Origin of the sequence: Streptomyces sp. NPDC002057 (assembly GCF_040296665.1) — a bacterium.
In the GTDB taxonomy this organism is placed as follows: domain Bacteria; phylum Actinomycetota; class Actinomycetes; order Streptomycetales; family Streptomycetaceae; genus Streptomyces.
In genome coordinates this window covers 34,223-51,022 of sequence record NZ_JBEOXR010000016.1, presented here as the reverse complement: position 1 = coordinate 51,022, position 16,800 = coordinate 34,223, and the positions used below count along the sequence as shown (strand labels likewise).

At 72.8% G+C, this 16,800-nt stretch carries 17 protein-coding genes; 14 read left to right on the top strand and 3 right to left on the bottom strand.

What is annotated here, in order from left to right; all coding sequences use genetic code 11:
* Positions 1-87: 87 nt before the first annotated feature.
* Entirely contained in the window at positions 88-1,287 is a 1,200-nt protein-coding gene (locus tag ABT129_RS15425; protein WP_351900976.1) for a sensor histidine kinase, read from the top strand.
* A gap of 17 nt (positions 1,288-1,304) precedes the next feature.
* Entirely contained in the window at positions 1,305-1,982 is a 678-nt protein-coding gene (locus ABT129_RS15420) for a response regulator transcription factor (RefSeq protein WP_351900974.1), read from the top strand.
* A gap of 94 nt (positions 1,983-2,076) precedes the next feature.
* On the opposite strand, the gene ABT129_RS15415 is transcribed toward ABT129_RS15420, so the two are convergent.
* A complete protein-coding gene (locus ABT129_RS15415; protein ID WP_351901121.1) occupies positions 2,077-3,159 on the bottom strand; it encodes a DUF5937 family protein in 1,083 nt (360 codons plus the stop codon).
* Between the two features lie 153 nt (positions 3,160-3,312).
* Here ABT129_RS15415 and ABT129_RS15410 point away from each other — a divergent pair, with 153 nt between their 5' ends.
* Positions 3,313-3,519 (top strand): hypothetical protein, encoded by a 207-nt coding sequence (locus ABT129_RS15410; protein ID WP_351900972.1) that lies wholly within the window; start codon positions 3,313-3,315, stop codon positions 3,517-3,519.
* Positions 3,520-3,703: 184 nt separating this feature from the next.
* On the opposite strand, the gene ABT129_RS15405 is transcribed toward ABT129_RS15410, so the two are convergent.
* Complete coding sequence (locus tag ABT129_RS15405) at positions 3,704-4,861, bottom strand: threonine aldolase family protein (protein WP_351900971.1); 1,158 nt, start codon at positions 4,859-4,861, stop codon at positions 3,704-3,706.
* A 125-nt stretch (positions 4,862-4,986) separates the two neighbouring features.
* On the opposite strand from ABT129_RS15405, the gene ABT129_RS15400 reads away from it, so the two are divergent.
* The 10 genes from ABT129_RS15400 (at position 4,987) to ABT129_RS15355 (ending at position 13,111) form a co-directional block, all read left to right on the top strand.
* The gene (locus ABT129_RS15400; protein WP_351900969.1) at positions 4,987-5,961 is read left to right on the top strand and encodes a Rossmann-like and DUF2520 domain-containing protein; all 975 of its coding nucleotides are present in this window, start codon (positions 4,987-4,989) and stop codon (positions 5,959-5,961) included.
* On the top strand, positions 5,958-7,016 hold the full coding sequence (gene panC, locus ABT129_RS15395; protein WP_351900967.1) for a pantoate--beta-alanine ligase: 1,059 nt from the start codon (positions 5,958-5,960) through the stop codon (positions 7,014-7,016). The genes ABT129_RS15400 and panC overlap by 4 nt, the downstream gene beginning before the upstream one ends.
* Positions 7,013-8,707, top strand: coding sequence for an L-aspartate oxidase (locus ABT129_RS15390; RefSeq protein ID WP_351900965.1), 1,695 nt, complete (start codon positions 7,013-7,015; stop codon positions 8,705-8,707). The genes panC and ABT129_RS15390 overlap by 4 nt, the downstream gene beginning before the upstream one ends.
* Positions 8,708-9,730: a carboxylating nicotinate-nucleotide diphosphorylase gene (nadC, locus tag ABT129_RS15385; RefSeq protein ID WP_351900963.1), complete on the top strand. Its 1,023-nt coding sequence runs from the start codon at positions 8,708-8,710 to the stop codon at positions 9,728-9,730.
* Entirely contained in the window at positions 9,730-10,536 is an 807-nt protein-coding gene (locus ABT129_RS15380) for a type III pantothenate kinase (RefSeq protein ID WP_351900961.1), read from the top strand. The genes nadC and ABT129_RS15380 overlap by 1 nt, the downstream gene beginning before the upstream one ends.
* 210 nt (positions 10,537-10,746) lie before the next feature.
* Positions 10,747-11,319, top strand: coding sequence for a hypothetical protein (locus ABT129_RS15375; protein ID WP_351901119.1), 573 nt, complete (start codon positions 10,747-10,749; stop codon positions 11,317-11,319).
* 14 nt (positions 11,320-11,333) lie between these two features.
* On the top strand, positions 11,334-11,513 hold the full coding sequence (locus tag ABT129_RS15370) for a hypothetical protein (protein ID WP_351900959.1): 180 nt from the start codon (positions 11,334-11,336) through the stop codon (positions 11,511-11,513).
* A gap of 120 nt (positions 11,514-11,633) precedes the next feature.
* Positions 11,634-12,053 (top strand): BlaI/MecI/CopY family transcriptional regulator, encoded by a 420-nt coding sequence (locus ABT129_RS15365; protein WP_351900958.1) that lies wholly within the window; start codon positions 11,634-11,636, stop codon positions 12,051-12,053.
* A gap of 9 nt (positions 12,054-12,062) precedes the next feature.
* Positions 12,063-12,608, top strand: coding sequence for an amino-acid N-acetyltransferase (locus tag ABT129_RS15360; protein ID WP_351900956.1), 546 nt, complete (start codon positions 12,063-12,065; stop codon positions 12,606-12,608).
* A 167-nt stretch (positions 12,609-12,775) separates the two neighbouring features.
* A complete protein-coding gene (locus ABT129_RS15355; RefSeq protein WP_351900954.1) occupies positions 12,776-13,111 on the top strand; it encodes a histone-like nucleoid-structuring protein Lsr2 in 336 nt (111 codons plus the stop codon).
* Here the strand turns inward: ABT129_RS15355 and ABT129_RS15350 are convergent.
* Positions 13,090-13,680 carry an SCO3374 family protein gene (locus tag ABT129_RS15350; protein ID WP_351900953.1) on the bottom strand — a complete coding sequence of 197 codons (591 nt, stop codon included), beginning with the start codon at positions 13,678-13,680 and terminating at the stop codon, positions 13,090-13,092. The genes ABT129_RS15355 and ABT129_RS15350 overlap by 22 nt on opposite strands.
* A 473-nt stretch (positions 13,681-14,153) precedes the next feature.
* Here ABT129_RS15350 and ABT129_RS15345 point away from each other — a divergent pair, with 473 nt between their 5' ends.
* The gene (locus tag ABT129_RS15345) at positions 14,154-16,676 is read left to right on the top strand and encodes an ATP-dependent Clp protease ATP-binding subunit (RefSeq protein WP_351900951.1); all 2,523 of its coding nucleotides are present in this window, start codon (positions 14,154-14,156) and stop codon (positions 16,674-16,676) included.
* Positions 16,677-16,800 lie beyond the last annotated feature (124 nt).

Below are 16,800 nucleotides of genomic sequence, written 5' to 3'. Positions count from 1 at the left end.
CTCCACCTCGGGGAGTACGGGCCCCGCGCCAAGGATCGGCCCCACGGTTGATCCCGGCACCTGTCCGCCTTCCCTACTCTGGGTGACGTGCAGCGCCTCTACGACTTCATCCGCAGACACCCGACGGGCGTCGACACCTTCTGGGCCGTCGTCTTCCTCGGGTTCTCCCTGCTGTGGGTGGCAAGCTCCGTGACGACCGGCCACCCCGTCGCGTACGGGCTTGTCGCCGTGCTCTTCTCGCTGGTCGTGGCCCTGCGCCGACGGGCCCCCGAGAAGATGCTGCTGCTCGCGGTCGCGCTCGGGCTCGTCCAGGTGGGGCTCGATCTGGCACCGTTCCTGGCCGATTTCGCCATGCTCGTGATCGTCTTCACGGTCGCGGCGCACGACGGGCCGCGCTGGGCGTCCCGCCTGGCGCTCGTCGCCGGTCTCCTCGCCGCACCGATCGCCCAGGTGAGATGGCCGGTGGAGGACCCCAGCTCCGGCCCCGCCAAGATCTTCTTCACGGTCATCATGGCCGTGCCGTTCGCCCTCGCCTGGGTCCTCGGCGACTCCCTGCGCACCCGCCGCGCCTACTTCGCGCAGCTGGAGGAGCGGGCCTCCCGGCTGGAGCGGGAGCGCGAGGCGCAGGCCAAGGTCGCGGTCGCCGCCGAGCGGGCCCGGATCGCCCGCGAGCTGCACGACGTCGTCGCGCACAACGTGTCGGTGATGGTGGTGCAGGCCGACGGCGCCGCCTACGTCATGGACTCCTCCCCGGAGACCGCCAAGCAGGCCCTGGAGACCATCTCCACCACGGGCCGCCAGGCGCTCGCCGAGATGCGCCGGCTGCTCGGCATCCTGCGCACCGGGGAGCACCAGGAGGCCGGGGAGTACGTGCCCCAGCCGGACGTGAAGCAGATCGAGGACCTCGTCGAGCAGGTCAGGAGCGCCGGTCTCACCGTCGACTTCGCCATCGAGGGGAGCCCCCGCCCGCTGCCCAGCGGCGTCGAGCTCACCGCGTACCGGATCGTGCAGGAAGCACTCACCAACACGCGCAAGCACGGCGGTCCCGATGTCGGAGCCAGCGTCCGGCTGGTCTACTTCGACGACGGCCTCGGGCTGCTCGTCGAGGACGACGGCCGGGGGGCGCCGCAGGAGATGTACGAGGACGGGGGCGCCGACGGCCGGGGGCACGGTCTGATCGGCATGCGGGAGCGGATCGGCATGGTCGGCGGCACGCTGGACGCGGGCCCGCGTCCCGGCGGGGGCTTCCGGATCAGCGCCCTGCTCCCCCTCAAGCCCGCTCACTGACGAACCGAAGGAATCTGATGTCCATCCGCGTGATGCTTGTCGACGACCAGGTGCTGCTGCGTACCGGGTTCCGCATGGTGCTCGCCGCCCAGCCGGACATGGAGGTCGTGGCGGAGGCGGGCGACGGCGTCGAGGCGCTGGAGGTGCTGCGCGCCACGGCGGTCGACGTCGTCCTGATGGACGTGCGCATGCCCAAGCTCGACGGGGTGGAGACGACCCGGCGGATCTGTTCGCAGCCGGACCCCCCGAAGGTGCTGATCCTGACCACCTTCGACCTCGACGAGTACGCCTTCTCGGGGCTCAAGGCGGGCGCGAGCGGCTTCATGCTCAAGGACGTGCCCCCGGCGGAGCTGCTCGGCGCGATCCGCTCCGTGCACAGCGGCGACGCGGTGGTGGCGCCGTCGACCACGCGCCGTCTCCTCGACCGCTTCTCGCCGATGCTGCCGTCCTCGGGCAAGGACCCCGAGCACAAGGAGCTGGGGCGGCTCACCGACCGGGAGCGCGAGGTGATGATGCTGGTCGCGCAGGGCCTGTCGAACGGCGAGATCGCCGCCCGTCTCGTCCTCTCCGAGGCGACGGTGAAGACCCACGTGGGCCGCATCCTGACCAAGCTGGGCCTGCGCGACCGGGTCCAGGTCGTCGTCCTCGCGTACGAGACCGGCCTGGTGCGGGCGGGCGGCGGCGCGGCGGGCTGAACGGGGGCGCGGCGATGCCGCTGTGGATCAACGGGCCCTTCGGCGGCTGTGCGGCCGGTGCGACCCCGGACCCGGCCGCCCCGCCCCGGCCGGCCTACCGCAGCACGCTCTCCAGGAAGTCGCTGCCGAGGCGGGCGACGACCGTGACGTCCAGCTGGTGGAGGACGTAGCGGCCGCGGCGCTGGGTGGAGATCAGACCCGCCTTCCTCATGACCGCGAGGTGGCGGGAGACCTCGGGGGCGGTGATGCCGTACGTGTCGGCGAGTTCGCTCGTGGTGTACGCGCCCCGGGCGAGGCTGCGGCTCAGCCGCATCCGCATCGGGTGGGCGACCGCCTCCAGACGCAGGGTGACCGTGCCGACCGGGACGCCGCCGCCGAGGTCGCGGGTGGGGACGGGGTACTGGATGACCGGCTGCCAGCCCGGCGCGTGCAGGGCGATGAGGTGCGGCCAGCCGAACGCCGTCGGCAGGAACGTCACGCCGGAGCCCCCGGCGCCGGTGCGGGCGTGACCCAGCTTGTCGACGACGATGCGGGAGCCCGCCGCGTCCTCCTCCAGGACCATGGCGGCGGAGGCGTCCGCGACGGCCTCGGCCAGGCCCTTGCGGCGCATCAGCTCCGTCTTGTGGCGGGCGTCGGCCGCGAGCTGGACCCGGACGCGGCGCCAGGTGTCGGCGAAGAAGGCCTCGTCGCAGTCCTCCAGGAGACGCCGGATCCACGCGCGCGTGCCGGGCGGGTCGGCGAGCATCCGCTCCACGAACGCGGCCTGGCGCGGCCCGCGCGCGGTGGCCAGGTCGAGGGCGCGGCGCCGCATCCGCTCGTCGACGAGCGGCGAGGGGGCGCCGTCCGAGTAGGGGCTCGCGCAGGAGATCTCCAGGGCCGACCCGACGTACTTCTCGTCGTCCATGCGGTCGAGGTCGTCCAGCTCCTCGGCGAGCGTCTCGCGGGGCCGGGCGGGCAGCAGGATGTCGGAGCGGGTGGAGCGCCACATGAAGTCGGCCTCGTGGAGCCGGTCGGCCAGCTCGGGCCGCAGGGCGGCGGAGGTCGTGGTGGTCCAGGCGTGGAGCCTGGCGTGGTGCGCGGGCTCGGCGAGGGCGTGCAGGGCGGCGCCCAGCTCGGCCAGCGGCGAGGGGCAGAAGGCGATCCGCTCGTGCGGCAGTCCGGTGATGTCGATGGTCACGCTCACCCGTCCATGGTGCGGGGTGGGACGGGGGTGCTGTCGTGTCGTTTGACGGGTGCCGTCAATCGTTCCGCCGGGCGGGCCGGATCCGCCGTTTGACGGGTGCCGTCAATCGGCGCGCCCGGGGGGCGGGGCCCGGCGCACGGTGAGGTCATGAACGCGCTGCATCAGTACCTCTTCGACACCTACCGCGCCGCTCAGCTGGGTGAGCCGATGCCGCCGGCGCCCGGCACCCGGGACGTCGCCGTCCTGCGGGCGGTCCGCGACCGGCGCCGCTTCGAGCGGGTGGCGGCGGGCCGCCCGGCGCGGGGCGGCCTCCGGACCGCCCTGCGCCGCTGGTGGCACCCGCGCGCCACCTGAACCGGAGCGGCCCGGTGGGACCCGGCTCCGGTGGGACCTGGCTCCGGGCCGGATCCCGGCGTGACCGGCCCCGGCGCGGCCCCCGGCCTGGACAAGCCCCCGGCACGGCCCTCGGCCCGGCACGGTCCCCCGGCCTGACCGGCCCCGGCCCGGCCCCGGTCCCCTTTCCGACCCGGTCCGGATCTCAGCCCAGGCGGCCCAGGAAGTCCCGTGCCGCCGCCTTCACGTCCTGCGCCGTCCACTCCAGGCCCGGTGCCGTCACCGTCAGTTCCGTCACCGAGACGCCCGGCGGGCCGCCCGCCCCCGGGGCGAACCAGCGGCGGAAGAGGACCGTGCCGGTGGCCTCGGTCTGGGCGAGGGCCGCCGCCGTCAGGCTCTCGGCGTCGTACGGCAGCCAGACCTGGAACTGGTGGGTGTGCGGGGTCTCCGGGTGGACCCGGAACCATCCCGCGCCCGCCTCCGCGAACCCCTCCCGGACCGCCTCCGCCACCATGCGCGCGTGGGCCACGTACGAGGGCAGCCGGGGCAGCTCGACGTCCAGGCCGCGGAGCGCGGCGAGCGCCGCCGGGTACTGCTGGAAGAGCAGGCCCCCGTACCGGTGCCGCCAGACCCTGGCCTCCGCCATGACGTCCTCGGGGCCGGCGAGCGCGGCGCCGGAGAGGCCGCCGAGGGACTTGTAGAACGAGACGTACACGCTGTCGGCGAGCCCCGCGATCTCCGCGAGCGGACGGCCGAGACGCGCCGGGCACTCCCAGAGCCGCGCCCCGTCGAAGTGGACCACCGCGTCCCGCTCCCGGGCCGCCTCCACCACCCCGGTCAGCTCGTCCCAGGACGGCAGCACGAAGCCCGCGTCCCGCAGCGGGAGCTCCAGCATCAGCGTCCCGAAGGGCTCCGGGTGGTCCCGTACCTCCTCGGCGGTGGGCAGCCGGGGCGCGTCGGTCGGGTGGACCGTGCGGAGCCCGGAGACGGCCCCCAGCGCGCCGTCCTCGTGGACCTCGGGGTGGGCGAGCGGGTGGAGGGCGACGACGGGGCTGCCGGTGCGTCCGGCCCAGCAGCGCAGCGCCACCTGCTGGGCCATCGTGCCGGTGGGGAAGAAGACGGCGGCGGGGTGGCCGAGCTCTTCGGCGACCCTCCGTTCGAGCTCCTCGACCGAGCCGTCCCCGTAGGTGTCGAGCGGCCCCTCGCCGTGGCCCGCCGCGTCGGCCCAGTCGGCGAGCTCACGCAGGCGCGTGCCGACCGTGCCGTCCGCCGGGGAGTGCCACAGTTTCCGCTCGGCGCCGCCCCAGACCTTCGCCCGGTGGAGCCGGGTCGCTTCCTCGTCCTCAGGGTCCACAGGATTCATGGGACCGATCATCACACCGCCGCCCACACCCTGTGGACAGCCACGGAGCAGCGCGAAACGCTGGCGTAGCATGACCAGAAATCGTCCGGTACCCGCCGAGGACTGGAACGGAAGGCCGTCCCACCGTGAACGCACCAGCAGCGCCAGAGCCCCGAGCCGAGGACCGACCCGCCCGACTCACCGTCGGAGTCGTCGGCGCGGGCCGCGTGGGCCCCGCCCTCGCCGCCGCCCTCCGGCTCGCCGGGCACCGCCCCGTCGCCGTCTCCGCGGTCTCCGACGCCTCCCGGCGCCGCGCCGCCGACCTCCTGCCCGAGGTCCCGGTCGTCGAGCCCGCGCGCGTCCTCGCCCTCGCCGACCTCGTGCTCCTCACCGTGCCGGACGACGCCCTGCCCGGTCTGGTCGAGGGCCTCGCCGACACCGGGGCCGTACGTCCGGGACAGCTGATCGTGCACACCTCCGGGCGGTACGGGGCGCGGGTCCTCGATCCCGTCCGGCGGGCCGGCGCGCTGCCGCTCGCCCTGCACCCCGCCATGACCTTCACCGGCACCCCCGTCGACGTCCAGCGGCTCGCCGGCTGCTCCTTCGGGGTGACCGCGCCCGAGGAGCTGCGGCTGGCCGCCGAGGCCCTGGTGATCGAGATGGGCGGCGAGCCCGAGTGGATCGCCGAGGAGGCCCGCCCGCTCTACCACGCGGCTCTCGCCCTCGGCGCGAACCACCTGGTCACCCTGGTCGCCCAGTCGATGGAGCTGCTGCACAAGGCCGGGGTCGCCGCCCCCGACCGGATGCTGGGCCCGCTCCTCGGCGCCGCCCTGGACAACGCCCTGCGGTCCGGGGACGCGGCCCTCACCGGCCCCGTCGCGCGCGGTGACGCCGGGACGGTCGCCGCCCACGTCGCCGAGCTGCGCAAGCACGCGCCCGGCACCGTCGCCGGGTATCTGGCGATGGCCCGCACGACCGCGGACCGGGCGCTCGCGCACGGTCTGCTCAAGCCCGAGCTGGCCGAGGACCTGCTGGGGGTGCTCGCCGACACCTCGGCGGGCGCGACCGGCGCCACCGGCACCAGCGGCGCCGCCGACGGGCCGCAAGGAGACGACCGATGAGCCCGTTCGCCCGGGACCGCGCCGGCACCGCGCGACCCGTCCGCCACCAGCCGGCCGAGCTCCTGCGCACGGCCGGGGACCTCGCGGACGCCGCCGCCCGCTTCGGCGCCCCCGGCTCCACCGCCGTGGTCATGACCATGGGCGCCCTCCACGAGGGCCACGCCACCCTGGTCCGGGCCGCACGCGCGCGCGTGGGACGGCAGGGCCTCGTCGTCGTCACCGTCTTCGTCAACCCGCTGCAGTTCGGCGCGGGCGAGGACCTCGACCGCTACCCGCGCACCCTCGACGCCGACCTGGAGCTGGCCTTCGACGCGGGCGCGAGCGTCGTGTTCGCGCCCTCCGTCGACGAGGTCTACCCCGGCGGGGAGCCCCAGGTCCGGATCACCGCCGGCCCCATGGGCGAGCGGCTCGAAGGCGCCTCCCGGCCCGGTCACTTCGACGGCATGCTGACCGTGGTCGCCAAGCTGCTCCACCTCACCGCCCCCGACCTGGCCTTCTTCGGACAGAAGGACGCCCAGCAGCTGGCCCTGATCCGTCGCATGGCCCGCGACCTGAACTTCCCGGTCGAGATCGTCGGCGTGGAGACCGTCCGCGAGGGCGACGGCCTGGCCCTCTCCAGCCGCAACCGCTACCTGTCGGCCGGGGAGCGCCGTACGGCCCTCGCGCTGTCCGGCGCCCTGTTCGCCGCCGGCGACCGGCTCGCCGCCCAGGAGGCGCTGCGCGCGCGTGCCGAGGCCCTGCCCGGCACCCAGAACCGTGCCGCGGCGCTCTCCCGGCTCGGCGAGGCCCGGGCCGCGGCCGACGCCCACGCGGTCGCCCAGGCGGCCGACGGCGGCGGCGCCGAAGCCGTGTGCGCCGCGGCCCGCGCCGTCCTCGACGACGCGGCGAAGGCCGAGCCGCCGCTCGTCCTCGACTACCTGGCCCTGGTCGACCCGGCCGACTTCACCGAGGTCGCCGACGACCACGACGGGGACGCGATCCTCGCCGTCGCCGCGCGCGTGGGGAGCACGCGGCTCATCGACAACATCCCCCTGACCTTCGGAGCCACCCCGTGACCGGAATACGGCTGCACGCACCCGCACCCGGCTGGGCCATCGACGCCGACGTCGTCGTGGTCGGCTCCGGCGTCGCCGGTCTCACCGCCGCCCTGCGCTGCACGGCGGCCGGGCTCCGCGCGGTCGTCGTCACCAAGGCCCGGCTCGACGACGGCTCCACCCGCTGGGCCCAGGGCGGCATCGCCGCCGCGCTCGGCGAGGGCGACACCCCCGAGCAGCACCTCGACGACACCCTCGTCGCCGGTGCCGGGCTCTGCGACGAGCGGGCCGTGCTCGCCCTCGTCACCGAGGGACCGGACGCCGTCCGCCGGCTGATCGCGACCGGCGCCGACTTCGACAAGACCGCCGACGGCGAGATCGCGCTGACCCGCGAGGGCGGCCACCACCGCCGCCGGATCGCCCACGCGGGCGGGGACGCGACCGGCGCCGAGATCTCCCGCGCCCTGGTCGAGGCGATACGGGACCGGGGCGTGCGCACCATCGAGCACGCCCTCGTCCTGGACCTCCTGACGGACGCCGAGGGCCGTACGGCCGGCGTCACCCTGCACGTCATGGGCGAGGGGCAGCACGACGGCGTCGGCGCCGTCCACGCCCCCGCGGTGGTCCTCGCGACCGGCGGCATGGGCCAGGTCTTCTCGGCCACCACCAACCCGGCCGTCTCCACCGGCGACGGCGTCGCGCTCGCCCTGCGGGCCGGTGCCGAGGTCTCCGACCTCGAGTTCGTCCAGTTCCACCCCACCGTGCTCTTCCTCGGCGCCGGCTCCGAGGGCCAGCAGCCGCTGGTCTCCGAGGCGGTACGGGGCGAGGGCGCCCACCTGGTCGACGCCGACGGGGTCCGCTTCATGACCGGGCAGCACGAGCTGGCCGAGCTGGCGCCCCGGGACATCGTCGCCAAGGCGATCACGCGCCGGATGCAGGAGCAGGGCACCGAGCACATGTACCTCGACGCCCGTCACTTCGGCGCCGAGATGTGGGAGCGGCGCTTCCCGACGATCCTGGCCGCCTGCCGCTCGCACGGCATCGACCCGGTGACGGAGCCGATCCCGGTCTCCCCCGCCGCCCACTACGCCTCCGGCGGCGTCCGCACGGACCTGCGCGGCCACACCACCGTCCCCGGCCTGTACGCGTGCGGCGAGGTCGCCTGTACGGGCGTCCACGGCGCCAACCGGCTCGCCTCGAACTCGCTCCTCGAAGGCCTGGTCTTCGCCGAGCGGATCGCCGAGGACATCATCTCCGCCGCCCCGCGCGTGCCCGGCGCCCCGGTGCCGCACCCGGCCCCGGTGACCCTGCCGCTGCCCGTGGCCGGCGCCCGGACCCGTATCCAGCGGACCATGACGGCCGGCGCGGGCGTGCTGCGTTCCGAGGCCAGCCTGCGGGAGGCCGCCGAGGCCCTCGACGCCCTGCACAGCGACGCCCTCGCGGGCGGCGACGACGACACCAAGGCCGGCGAGCCGGGCGTGGACGCCTGGGAGACCACCAACCTGCTGTGCGTCGCCCGGGTCCTGGTCGCCGCCGCCCGCCGCCGCGAGGAGACCCGCGGCTGCCACTGGCGCGAGGACCACCCGGACCGCGACGACGCGGAGTGGCGCCGCCATCTCGTCGTACGCCTCACGCCGGAGCGGACGCTCGACGTCCGGACGACCGCCACGCACGACCTTCCCCCCACCTCCGATGCCCCCAGGGAGCCGTAAGTGACCACGCCCGAGGAAGCCCGTCCGCAGCCCGTGGACGTCCCTCTGATCCAGATCAACTCGGTCTCCTCCGACGAGGAGACCGGTGGCTGCGGCGACGGCTGTGGCTGCGGCGGCGGTGAGGAGTTCGAGTGCGGGCTCGACCCCGCGCTCGCCGAGCTCCTCGCGGACGCCGGTCTCGACCCCGTCCAGGTCGAGGACATCGCCCACCTCGCGATCGCCGAGGACCTCGACGGCGGCGTCGACGTGACGACCGTCGCGACCGTCCCCGAGGACGCCGTCGCCACCGCCGACTTCACCGCCCGCGAGGCCGGCGTCGTGGCCGGTCTGCGGGTCGCCGAGGCCGTGCTCTCCATCGTCTGCGCGGACGAGTTCGAGGTCGAGCGGCACGTCGAGGACGGCGAGCGGGTCGAGGCCGGGGACGTGCTCCTCAGCGTCACCGCCCGCACCCGCGACCTGCTCACCGGCGAGCGCAGCGCGCTCAACATCCTGTGCCGCCTCTCCGGCATCGCCACCGCCACGCGCGCGTGGGCGGACGTCCTGGAGGGCACGAAGGCCGAGGTCCGCGACACCCGCAAGACGACGCCGGGCCTGCGCGCCCTGGAGAAGTACGCGGTCCGCTGCGGCGGCGGTGTCAACCACCGGATGTCGCTCTCCGACGCGGCCCTGGTGAAGGACAACCACGTGGTCGCGGCCGGCGGCGTCGCCGAGGCCTTCAAGGCCGTGCGCGAGCTCTTCCCCGAGCTGCCCATCGAGGTCGAGGTCGACACCCTGCCCCAGGTCTCCGAGGTCCTGGAAGCCGGCGCCGACCTGATCCTGCTGGACAACTTCACCCCGGCCGAGACCGAGGAGGCCGTCGCCCTCGTCGCGGGCCGCGCGGTCCTGGAGTCCTCGGGCCGCCTCACCCTGGAGAACGCGGCGGCGTACGCGGCGACCGGCGTGGACTACCTGGCGGTCGGCGGGCTCACCCACTCCTCCCCGATCCTCGACATCGGCCTCGACCTGCGCGAGGTGCGGGCCTGATGCTGCTCACCATCGACGTCGGCAACACGCACACGGTCCTCGGTCTCTTCGACGGTGACGAGATCGTCGAGCACTGGCGGATCTCCACCGATCCGAGCCGCACCGCCGACGAGATGGCGGTCCTGCTCCAGGGCCTCATGGGCATGCACCCGCTGCTCGGCGTCGAGCTGAGCGACGGCATCGAGGGGATCGCCATCTGCGCGACGGTCCCCTCGGTGCTGCACGAGCTGCGCGAGGTCACGCGGCGGTACTACGGGGACGTTCCGGCGGTCCTGGTGGAGCCGGGCGTCAAGACGGGCGTCCCGGTCCTCACGGACAACCCCAAGGAGGTCGGCGCGGACCGCGTGATCAACGCGGTCGCCGCCGTCGAGCTCTACGGCGGTCCGGCGATCGTCGTCGACTTCGGTACGGCGACGACGTACGACGCGATCACCGCGCGCGGCGAGTACGCGGGCGGGGCGATCGCGCCGGGCATCGAGATCTCGGTGGAGGCGCTCGGCGTCAAGGGCGCCATGCTCCGCAAGATCGAGCTGGCCAGGCCGCGCAGCGTGATCGGCAAGAACACGGTCGAGGCCATGCAGTCGGGCATCGTCTACGGCTACGCGGGCCAGGTCGACGGCGTGGTCGCCCGGATGAAGCGCGAGCTGGTCGGCGCCGGCGGCGACCCGTCGGACGTCACGGTGATCGCGACGGGCGGTCTGGCCCCGATGGTCCTCGCGGACTCCAAGGAGATCGACGAGCACGAGCCGTGGCTGACCCTGATCGGCCTGCGCCTGGTCTACGAGCGCAACGTCGCCCGCATGTGACGCCCCGGGCCCGGGAGACAGCGCGCGACTCCGGGCCCGGTGACCCGCGGACGGCGTCCCCGGCCCGGCGGCCCCACCGGCCCGGCGCCGCAGGTGGGGCGCCCGGCGGGCCGCTCGGCCGTCGGCGCGCCGGAATGATCGCTAAGAGAAAATTGTCCGATTAGCGCGTATCGTCGGCCCATGCCCACGCCATACGGATCCCGCGGCGGCATGGCGTTCAGCGCGGACGAGCTGCGTGTGCTCCGCCGTGCCCTCGCCGTCGCCCTCCACCCCGCCCCCCTCCAGGACGAGGACGTCCAGGACGCGCTGCTCCTGGCCGCCTCCGTGGACGAGGCCGTGCGCGAGGCGGGCCGGCTGCGCGCCTTCCTCCTCGCCGACCTGGCCCGCTACCGCGAGGCGCTGCCCGGCTCCCTCAGCGGCTATCTGGAGCTCCTCCGGGACGCTCTCGCCGCCGGGTACGACCCCCAGGCCGACGACCTCGCCGCGCTCCGCGCGCTGCGCCGCAACCCGGCGGCCTCGGAGCTGCTCGCCCGCTGCCAGATCCTCGCCGAGCGCTCCGTGCGCGCGCGCCTGGCCCGGGTCTCCCAGGCCACCGCCACCTCGGCCCCGGTCGGTCCGCGGGCCCGGCTGCTCGCGCTGCCCGGCGGGCGCGCGGCGGGCGACGAGCCCAAGCCGAACCCGCCGGCCCCGGCCGAGCGTCCGGTGCCCAAGCCCTCCGAGGTGTTCCCGCCGCGCCGGAGGCCCGCACCCCCGCCCCCGCCCGAGGAGCGGGCGGCCGGATAGCTACTCTGGTCGCCATGGAATACGTATCCGCGCTCCTGCCGCCCATCGTGATGGCCGCGTTCTTCACCGCCATCGTCGTCGTCATCGTGAAGACCCAGGGCGGCTCGAACAAGGCCAAGGAGGACGCGGTCGTGGACGCGGCCCTCGCCCGTGTCGAGGCCACCCGCCAGGCGGACGGCACCACCACTTCCTGAACTCCGACCGCCCTCCTGCGGTGCCCTGGACGTACGACCCTTCGAGGTCGTACGTCCTTTTTGTTGCGTTTCCTTCCGTCAATAGCCCCTTAGTGACGCTTTGCGCACTAAAGTGGCGCTGTGCCCCGTCCTCTGGGAGAGCTCGAAGACGCCGTCATGACGCGCGTCTGGCAATGGAACCGTCCGGTGACCGTCCGGGAAGTTCTGGAAGACCTTCAGCAGGAACGGTCCATCGCCTACACCACCGTCATGACCGTGATGGACAATCTCCACCAGAAGGGCTGGGTCCGCAGAGAAGTCGAAGGCCGCGCCTATCGATATACGGCGGTCTCCACCCGCGCCGCATACGCGGCCGCGCTGATGAACGGGGCATGGGCCCAGAGCGACAACCCGGCCGCCGCGCTCGTCGCCTTCTTCGGGATGATGTCGCAGGACCAGCGCGAGGCCCTGAACGACGCCATCCGAATCGTCCAGCGCGACAACCCGCTTCCCGCCCCGCCCGAGGAGGGCGCCGAAGGAACCGGGGCCCAGGAGCGATAGCGTCCCCCCATGTCGACGCCCGCTTCCCCGGCCGCTTCCGCGGCCTCCGCAAAAGCCGTCACCGTACGCAGGGCCCGCACCGGCGATGTCGCCGCGGTCCGTCGTCTCGTCGATCCGTTCGTGCGGCGCGGCATCCTGCTCGACAAGGCGACCGTCACCCTTTACGAGTCCATCCAGGAGTTCTGGGTCGCGGAACGCGACGAGGACGCCACCGTCGTCGGCTGCGGCGCTCTCCATGTGATGTGGGAAGACCTCGCGGAAGTCCGCACTCTCGCCGTCGATCCCGAGTTCAAGGGCGCCGGCGTCGGACATCAGGTGCTGGACAAGTTGTTGCACACCGCCCGTTGGCTCGGTGTGCGGCGGGTATTCTGCCTGACCTTCGAAGTCGACTTCTTCGCGAAGCACGGCTTCGTCGAGATCGGCGAGACCCCGGTCGACGGAGATGTCTACAGCGAGCTCCTGCGTTCCTATGACGAGGGAGTCGCCGAGTTCCTCGGTCTCGAACGAGTGAAGCCGAACACCTTGGGCAACAGCCGGATGCTTCTGCACCTGTGACGCGGAACCCGCGCGGAACGCCGGGGGGAACCCCGCACGGAACCCTATGTCCGAATCGCGCACGTTTCCCGCGTTGCCGGGGTTCTGAACCTCTGCCAGGGGTTTGTGTTTTCCCGGGAAAAGCGGTTTCCTTTCCGCGTACTCCATTTTCGATGAAAGGAAATCCGGTGGCACAGAAGGTTCAGGTCCTTCTTGTCGACGACCTCGACGGCGTCGAGGCGGACGAGACCGTGACGTTCGCGCTGGACGGCAAGACCTACGAGATCGACCTCACCACCGCCAACGCGGAAAAGCTCCGTGATCTGCTCGATCCGTACACCAAGAGCGGTCGCCGCACCGGTGGCCGCACCACCGGCGGACGCGGCAAGGGCCGCGCCGTGGCGACGGGCAGCCCGGACACCGCGAAGATTCGCGCGTGGGCCAAGGAGAACGGCATGAACGTGAACGACCGCGGTCGCGTTCCCGCCGACATCAAGGCCGCCTACGAGGACGCGAACCGCTGAGGCGACAGCTGCTGAGCCACCGGCCCCCGGGCCCGGGCACTCAGCAGCCGCACCCGGTGGCACTCCGCGGCGGCGGCGGCCACGAGACGCACCAGGCAGGGGGCATCCGCATCGCCCCACGGCGCGGACCGCAGCGCCGGCAGCGAGGACTCGACCTCGCGACCCGGTGCCGGGGCCCGCAGCCACACGGCGGCGCCCGGCGTGCCGGATCCGCCCCGCCCCGGGGGAAGGGGCGCGGTCATCCGGCCGTCGGTGCCCAGCGCCGTGAGATCCAGCGAGATCCCGCCCCACTCGAGCCAGTCGAGCAGGCCGGGTAGCTCCTCCGCGCTCCCCGCGGCCACGAGCAGCCGCATCCGGTGCCCCCGCAGGGCCACCGGGCCCGTCGCGGGGCCCATCCGGCGCAGCACGCCGTGACCGGCCGAGGCGGGAAGCTCCAGGACGTCGAAGCGCAGCCCCGTGACGAGCCGCACCGGCGGACCGGCCACGGTCGCCCAGCCGAGCTCGTTCTCGTACCACCGCGCCAGGCCGCCTTCGAGCGGTGCGCGGGGGAGCGGGACGGTGAAGGCCATACCCGGGGAACTCCCGGGACGGTGCGTTGGTTACGCCCGGACGGGCCGCCGCGGTCACCTTCGGTCCCCGTCCGAACGCGCAAGGTGTCCGTGATGGGGTGTACGAGTGCATTCGGCAGCGCAAGGGTGTTCGCTGGTAGCGGAGGGAACCGGGGTGCGCCGCATGGAGTGTCCGTCCTTACGGGTAAGACATTCCTAGTGGAGAGGGGCGACTCGTCGGCTTCGGCGTCTCACGTTCGCCATCGGCGTACTGAAGACGCGGGTAACTACTTGGCCTGCGGGAACATCGTCTCGCACCATCGGGTTGGAGCATTTGTCGGCTGTTCGGCAGCAGGTCTCCCCGCGGAACAGGGGGTGATCCGGACGGATGTCGGCAGTTGGAATGAGCGGTCCCCGCTTGCGGGACTAAGCTGCGGAAGGACAGGGAGGGGATCGACCCCTAACTGACTGACCGCTCTGAGGAGCGATTAACGATGTTCGAGAGGTTCACCGACCGCGCGCGGCGGGTTGTCGTCCTGGCTCAGGAAGAAGCCCGGATGCTCAACCACAACTACATCGGCACCGAGCACATCCTTCTGGGCCTTATCCACGAGGGTGAGGGTGTCGCCGCTAAGGCCCTGGAGAGCCTCGGGATTTCGCTCGAGGCGGTCCGCCAGCAGGTGGAGGAGATCATCGGGCAGGGGCAGCAGGCCCCGTCCGGGCACATCCCCTTCACCCCTCGCGCCAAGAAGGTCCTGGAGCTCTCGCTCCGTGAGGCCCTCCAGCTCGGCCACAACTACATCGGCACCGAGCACATCCTGCTCGGCCTGATCCGCGAGGGCGAGGGCGTCGCCGCCCAGGTCCTCGTGAAGCTGGGCGCCGACCTCAACCGGGTGCGGCAGCAGGTCATCCAGCTGCTCTCCGGTTACCAGGGCAAGGAAGCCGCCACCGCCGGCGGGCCTGCCGAGGGCACCCCCTCGACGTCCCTGGTCCTCGACCAGTTCGGTCGCAACCTCACCCAGGCGGCCCGCGAATCCAAGCTCGACCCGGTCATCGGGCGCGAGAAGGAGATCGAGCGGGTCATGCAGGTGCTGTCCCGCCGCACCAAGAACAACCCGGTGCTCATCGGCGAGCCCGGCGTCGGCAAGACCGCCGTCGTCGAGGGCCTGGCGCAGGCCATCGTCAAGGGCGAGGTGCCCGAGACCCTCAAGGACAAGCACCTCTACACCCTGGACCTCGGCGCGCTGGTCGCCGGCTCCCGCTACCGCGGTGACTTCGAGGAGCGCCTGAAGAAGGTCCTCAAGGAGATCCGCACCCGCGGCGACATCATCCTGTTCATCGACGAGCTCCACACCCTCGTGGGTGCGGGCGCCGCCGAGGGCGCGATCGACGCCGCCAGCATCCTCAAGCCGATGCTGGCCCGCGGTGAGCTCCAGACCATCGGCGCCACCACGCTCGACGAGTACCGGAAGTACCTGGAGAAGGACGCGGCCCTCGAGCGCCGCTTCCAGCCCATCCAGGTCGCCGAGCCGTCGCTGCCGCACACCATCGAGATCCTCAAGGGTCTGCGCGACCGGTACGAGGCCCACCACCGGGTCTCCATCACCGACGAGGCCCTCGTCCAGGCCGCGACCCTGGCCGACCGGTACATCTCGGACCGCTTCCTCCCGGACAAGGCGATCGACCTGATCGACGAGGCCGGCTCCCGGATGCGCATCCGCCGGATGACCGCGCCGCCGGACCTCCGCGAGTTCGACGAGAAGATCGCCGGCGTCCGCCGCGACAAGGAGTCCGCGATCGACTCGCAGGACTTCGAGAAGGCCGCCTCGCTCCGCGACAAGGAGAAGCAGCTTCTCGCCGCGAAGGCCAAGCGCGAGAAGGAGTGGAAGGCCGGCGACATGGACGTCGTGGCCGAGGTCGACGGCGATCTGATCGCCGAGGTCCTCGCGACCGCCACCGGCATCCCGGTCTTCAAGCTGACCGAGGAGGAGTCCAGCCGCCTGCTCCGCATGGAGGACGAGCTCCACAAGCGCGTCATCGGGCAGAAGGACGCCGTCATCGGCCTCTCGCGGGCCATCCGCCGTACGCGGGCCGGTCTGAAGGACCCGAAGCGCCCCGGTGGCTCGTTCATCTTCGCCGGTCCGTCCGGTGTCGGTAAGACCGAGCTCTCGAAGGCCCTCGCCGAATTCCTCTTCGGCGACGAGGACGCGATGATCTCCCTCGACATGTCGGAGTTCAGCGAGAAGCACACGGTTTCCCGTCTCTTCGGTTCGCCGCCCGGATACGTCGGCTACGAAGAGGGCGGCCAGCTCACCGAGAAGGTGCGCCGCAAGCCGTTCTCCGTCGTCCTCTTCGACGAGGTCGAGAAGGCCCACCCCGATATCTTCAATTCCCTTCTCCAGATCCTGGAGGACGGTCGCCTGACCGACTCCCAGGGCCGGGTCGTGGACTTCAAGAACACGGTCATCATCATGACGACCAACCTCGGGACCAGGGACATCTCGAAGGGCTTCAACCTGGGCTTCGCGGCCCAGGGCGACACGAAGTCCAACTACGAGCGGATGAAGGCGAAGGTCAGCGACGAGCTGAAGCAGCACTTCCGCCCGGAGTTCCTCAACCGTGTGGACGACATCATCGTCTTCCCGCAGCTGACGCAGGACGACATCCTCCAGATCGTCGACCTGATGGTCGGCCGCGTCGACGAGCGCCTGAAGGACCGGGACATGGGCCTCGAGCTCTCCCAGTCCGCGAAGGAGCTGCTCGCCAAGAAGGGTTACGACCCGGTGATGGGCGCCCGGCCGCTGCGCCGGACGATCCAGCGCGAGATCGAGGACACCCTGTCGGAGAAGATCCTCTTCGGCGAGCTGCGCCCCGGTCACATCGTGGTCGTGGACACGGAGGGCGAGGGCGAGGAGCGCACCTTCACCTTCCGCGGCGAGGAGAAGACGGCTCTGCCGGACGCCCCGCCGATCGAGGCGACGGGCGGCACGGGCCCGAACCTGTCGAAGGACGCGTAAGCGTTCCGCGCGACTGAGCGGTGAGGGGCGGCCCCGGAACCTGACGGTTCCGGGGCCGCCCCTTTGCGTCGGAGCCGAGCGTGGTCCACGCAGGTGCTGTGGTCTGCCCCGCTCCGGACCTGAT

Excerpts from the sequence above, each read along its gene's own strand:
- ABT129_RS15420 (WP_351900974.1), top strand. The coding sequence starts at position 1,305 with ATGTCCATCCGCGTGATGCTTGTCGACGACCAGGTGCTGCTGCGTACC.
- ABT129_RS15410 (WP_351900972.1), top strand. The coding sequence starts at position 3,313 with ATGAACGCGCTGCATCAGTACCTCTTCGACACCTACCGCGCCGCTCAG.
- ABT129_RS15405 (WP_351900971.1), bottom strand. The coding sequence starts at position 4,861 with ATGAATCCTGTGGACCCTGAGGACGAGGAAGCGACCCGGCTCCACCGG.
- panC (WP_351900967.1), top strand. The coding sequence starts at position 5,958 with ATGAGCCCGTTCGCCCGGGACCGCGCCGGCACCGCGCGACCCGTCCGC.
- ABT129_RS15380 (WP_351900961.1), top strand. The coding sequence starts at position 9,730 with ATGCTGCTCACCATCGACGTCGGCAACACGCACACGGTCCTCGGTCTC.
- ABT129_RS15375 (WP_351901119.1), top strand. The coding sequence starts at position 10,747 with ATGGCGTTCAGCGCGGACGAGCTGCGTGTGCTCCGCCGTGCCCTCGCC.
- ABT129_RS15370 (WP_351900959.1), top strand. The coding sequence starts at position 11,334 with ATGGAATACGTATCCGCGCTCCTGCCGCCCATCGTGATGGCCGCGTTC.
- ABT129_RS15360 (WP_351900956.1), top strand. The coding sequence starts at position 12,063 with ATGTCGACGCCCGCTTCCCCGGCCGCTTCCGCGGCCTCCGCAAAAGCC.
- ABT129_RS15350 (WP_351900953.1), bottom strand. The coding sequence starts at position 13,680 with ATGGCCTTCACCGTCCCGCTCCCCCGCGCACCGCTCGAAGGCGGCCTG.
- ABT129_RS15345 (WP_351900951.1), top strand. The coding sequence starts at position 14,154 with ATGTTCGAGAGGTTCACCGACCGCGCGCGGCGGGTTGTCGTCCTGGCT.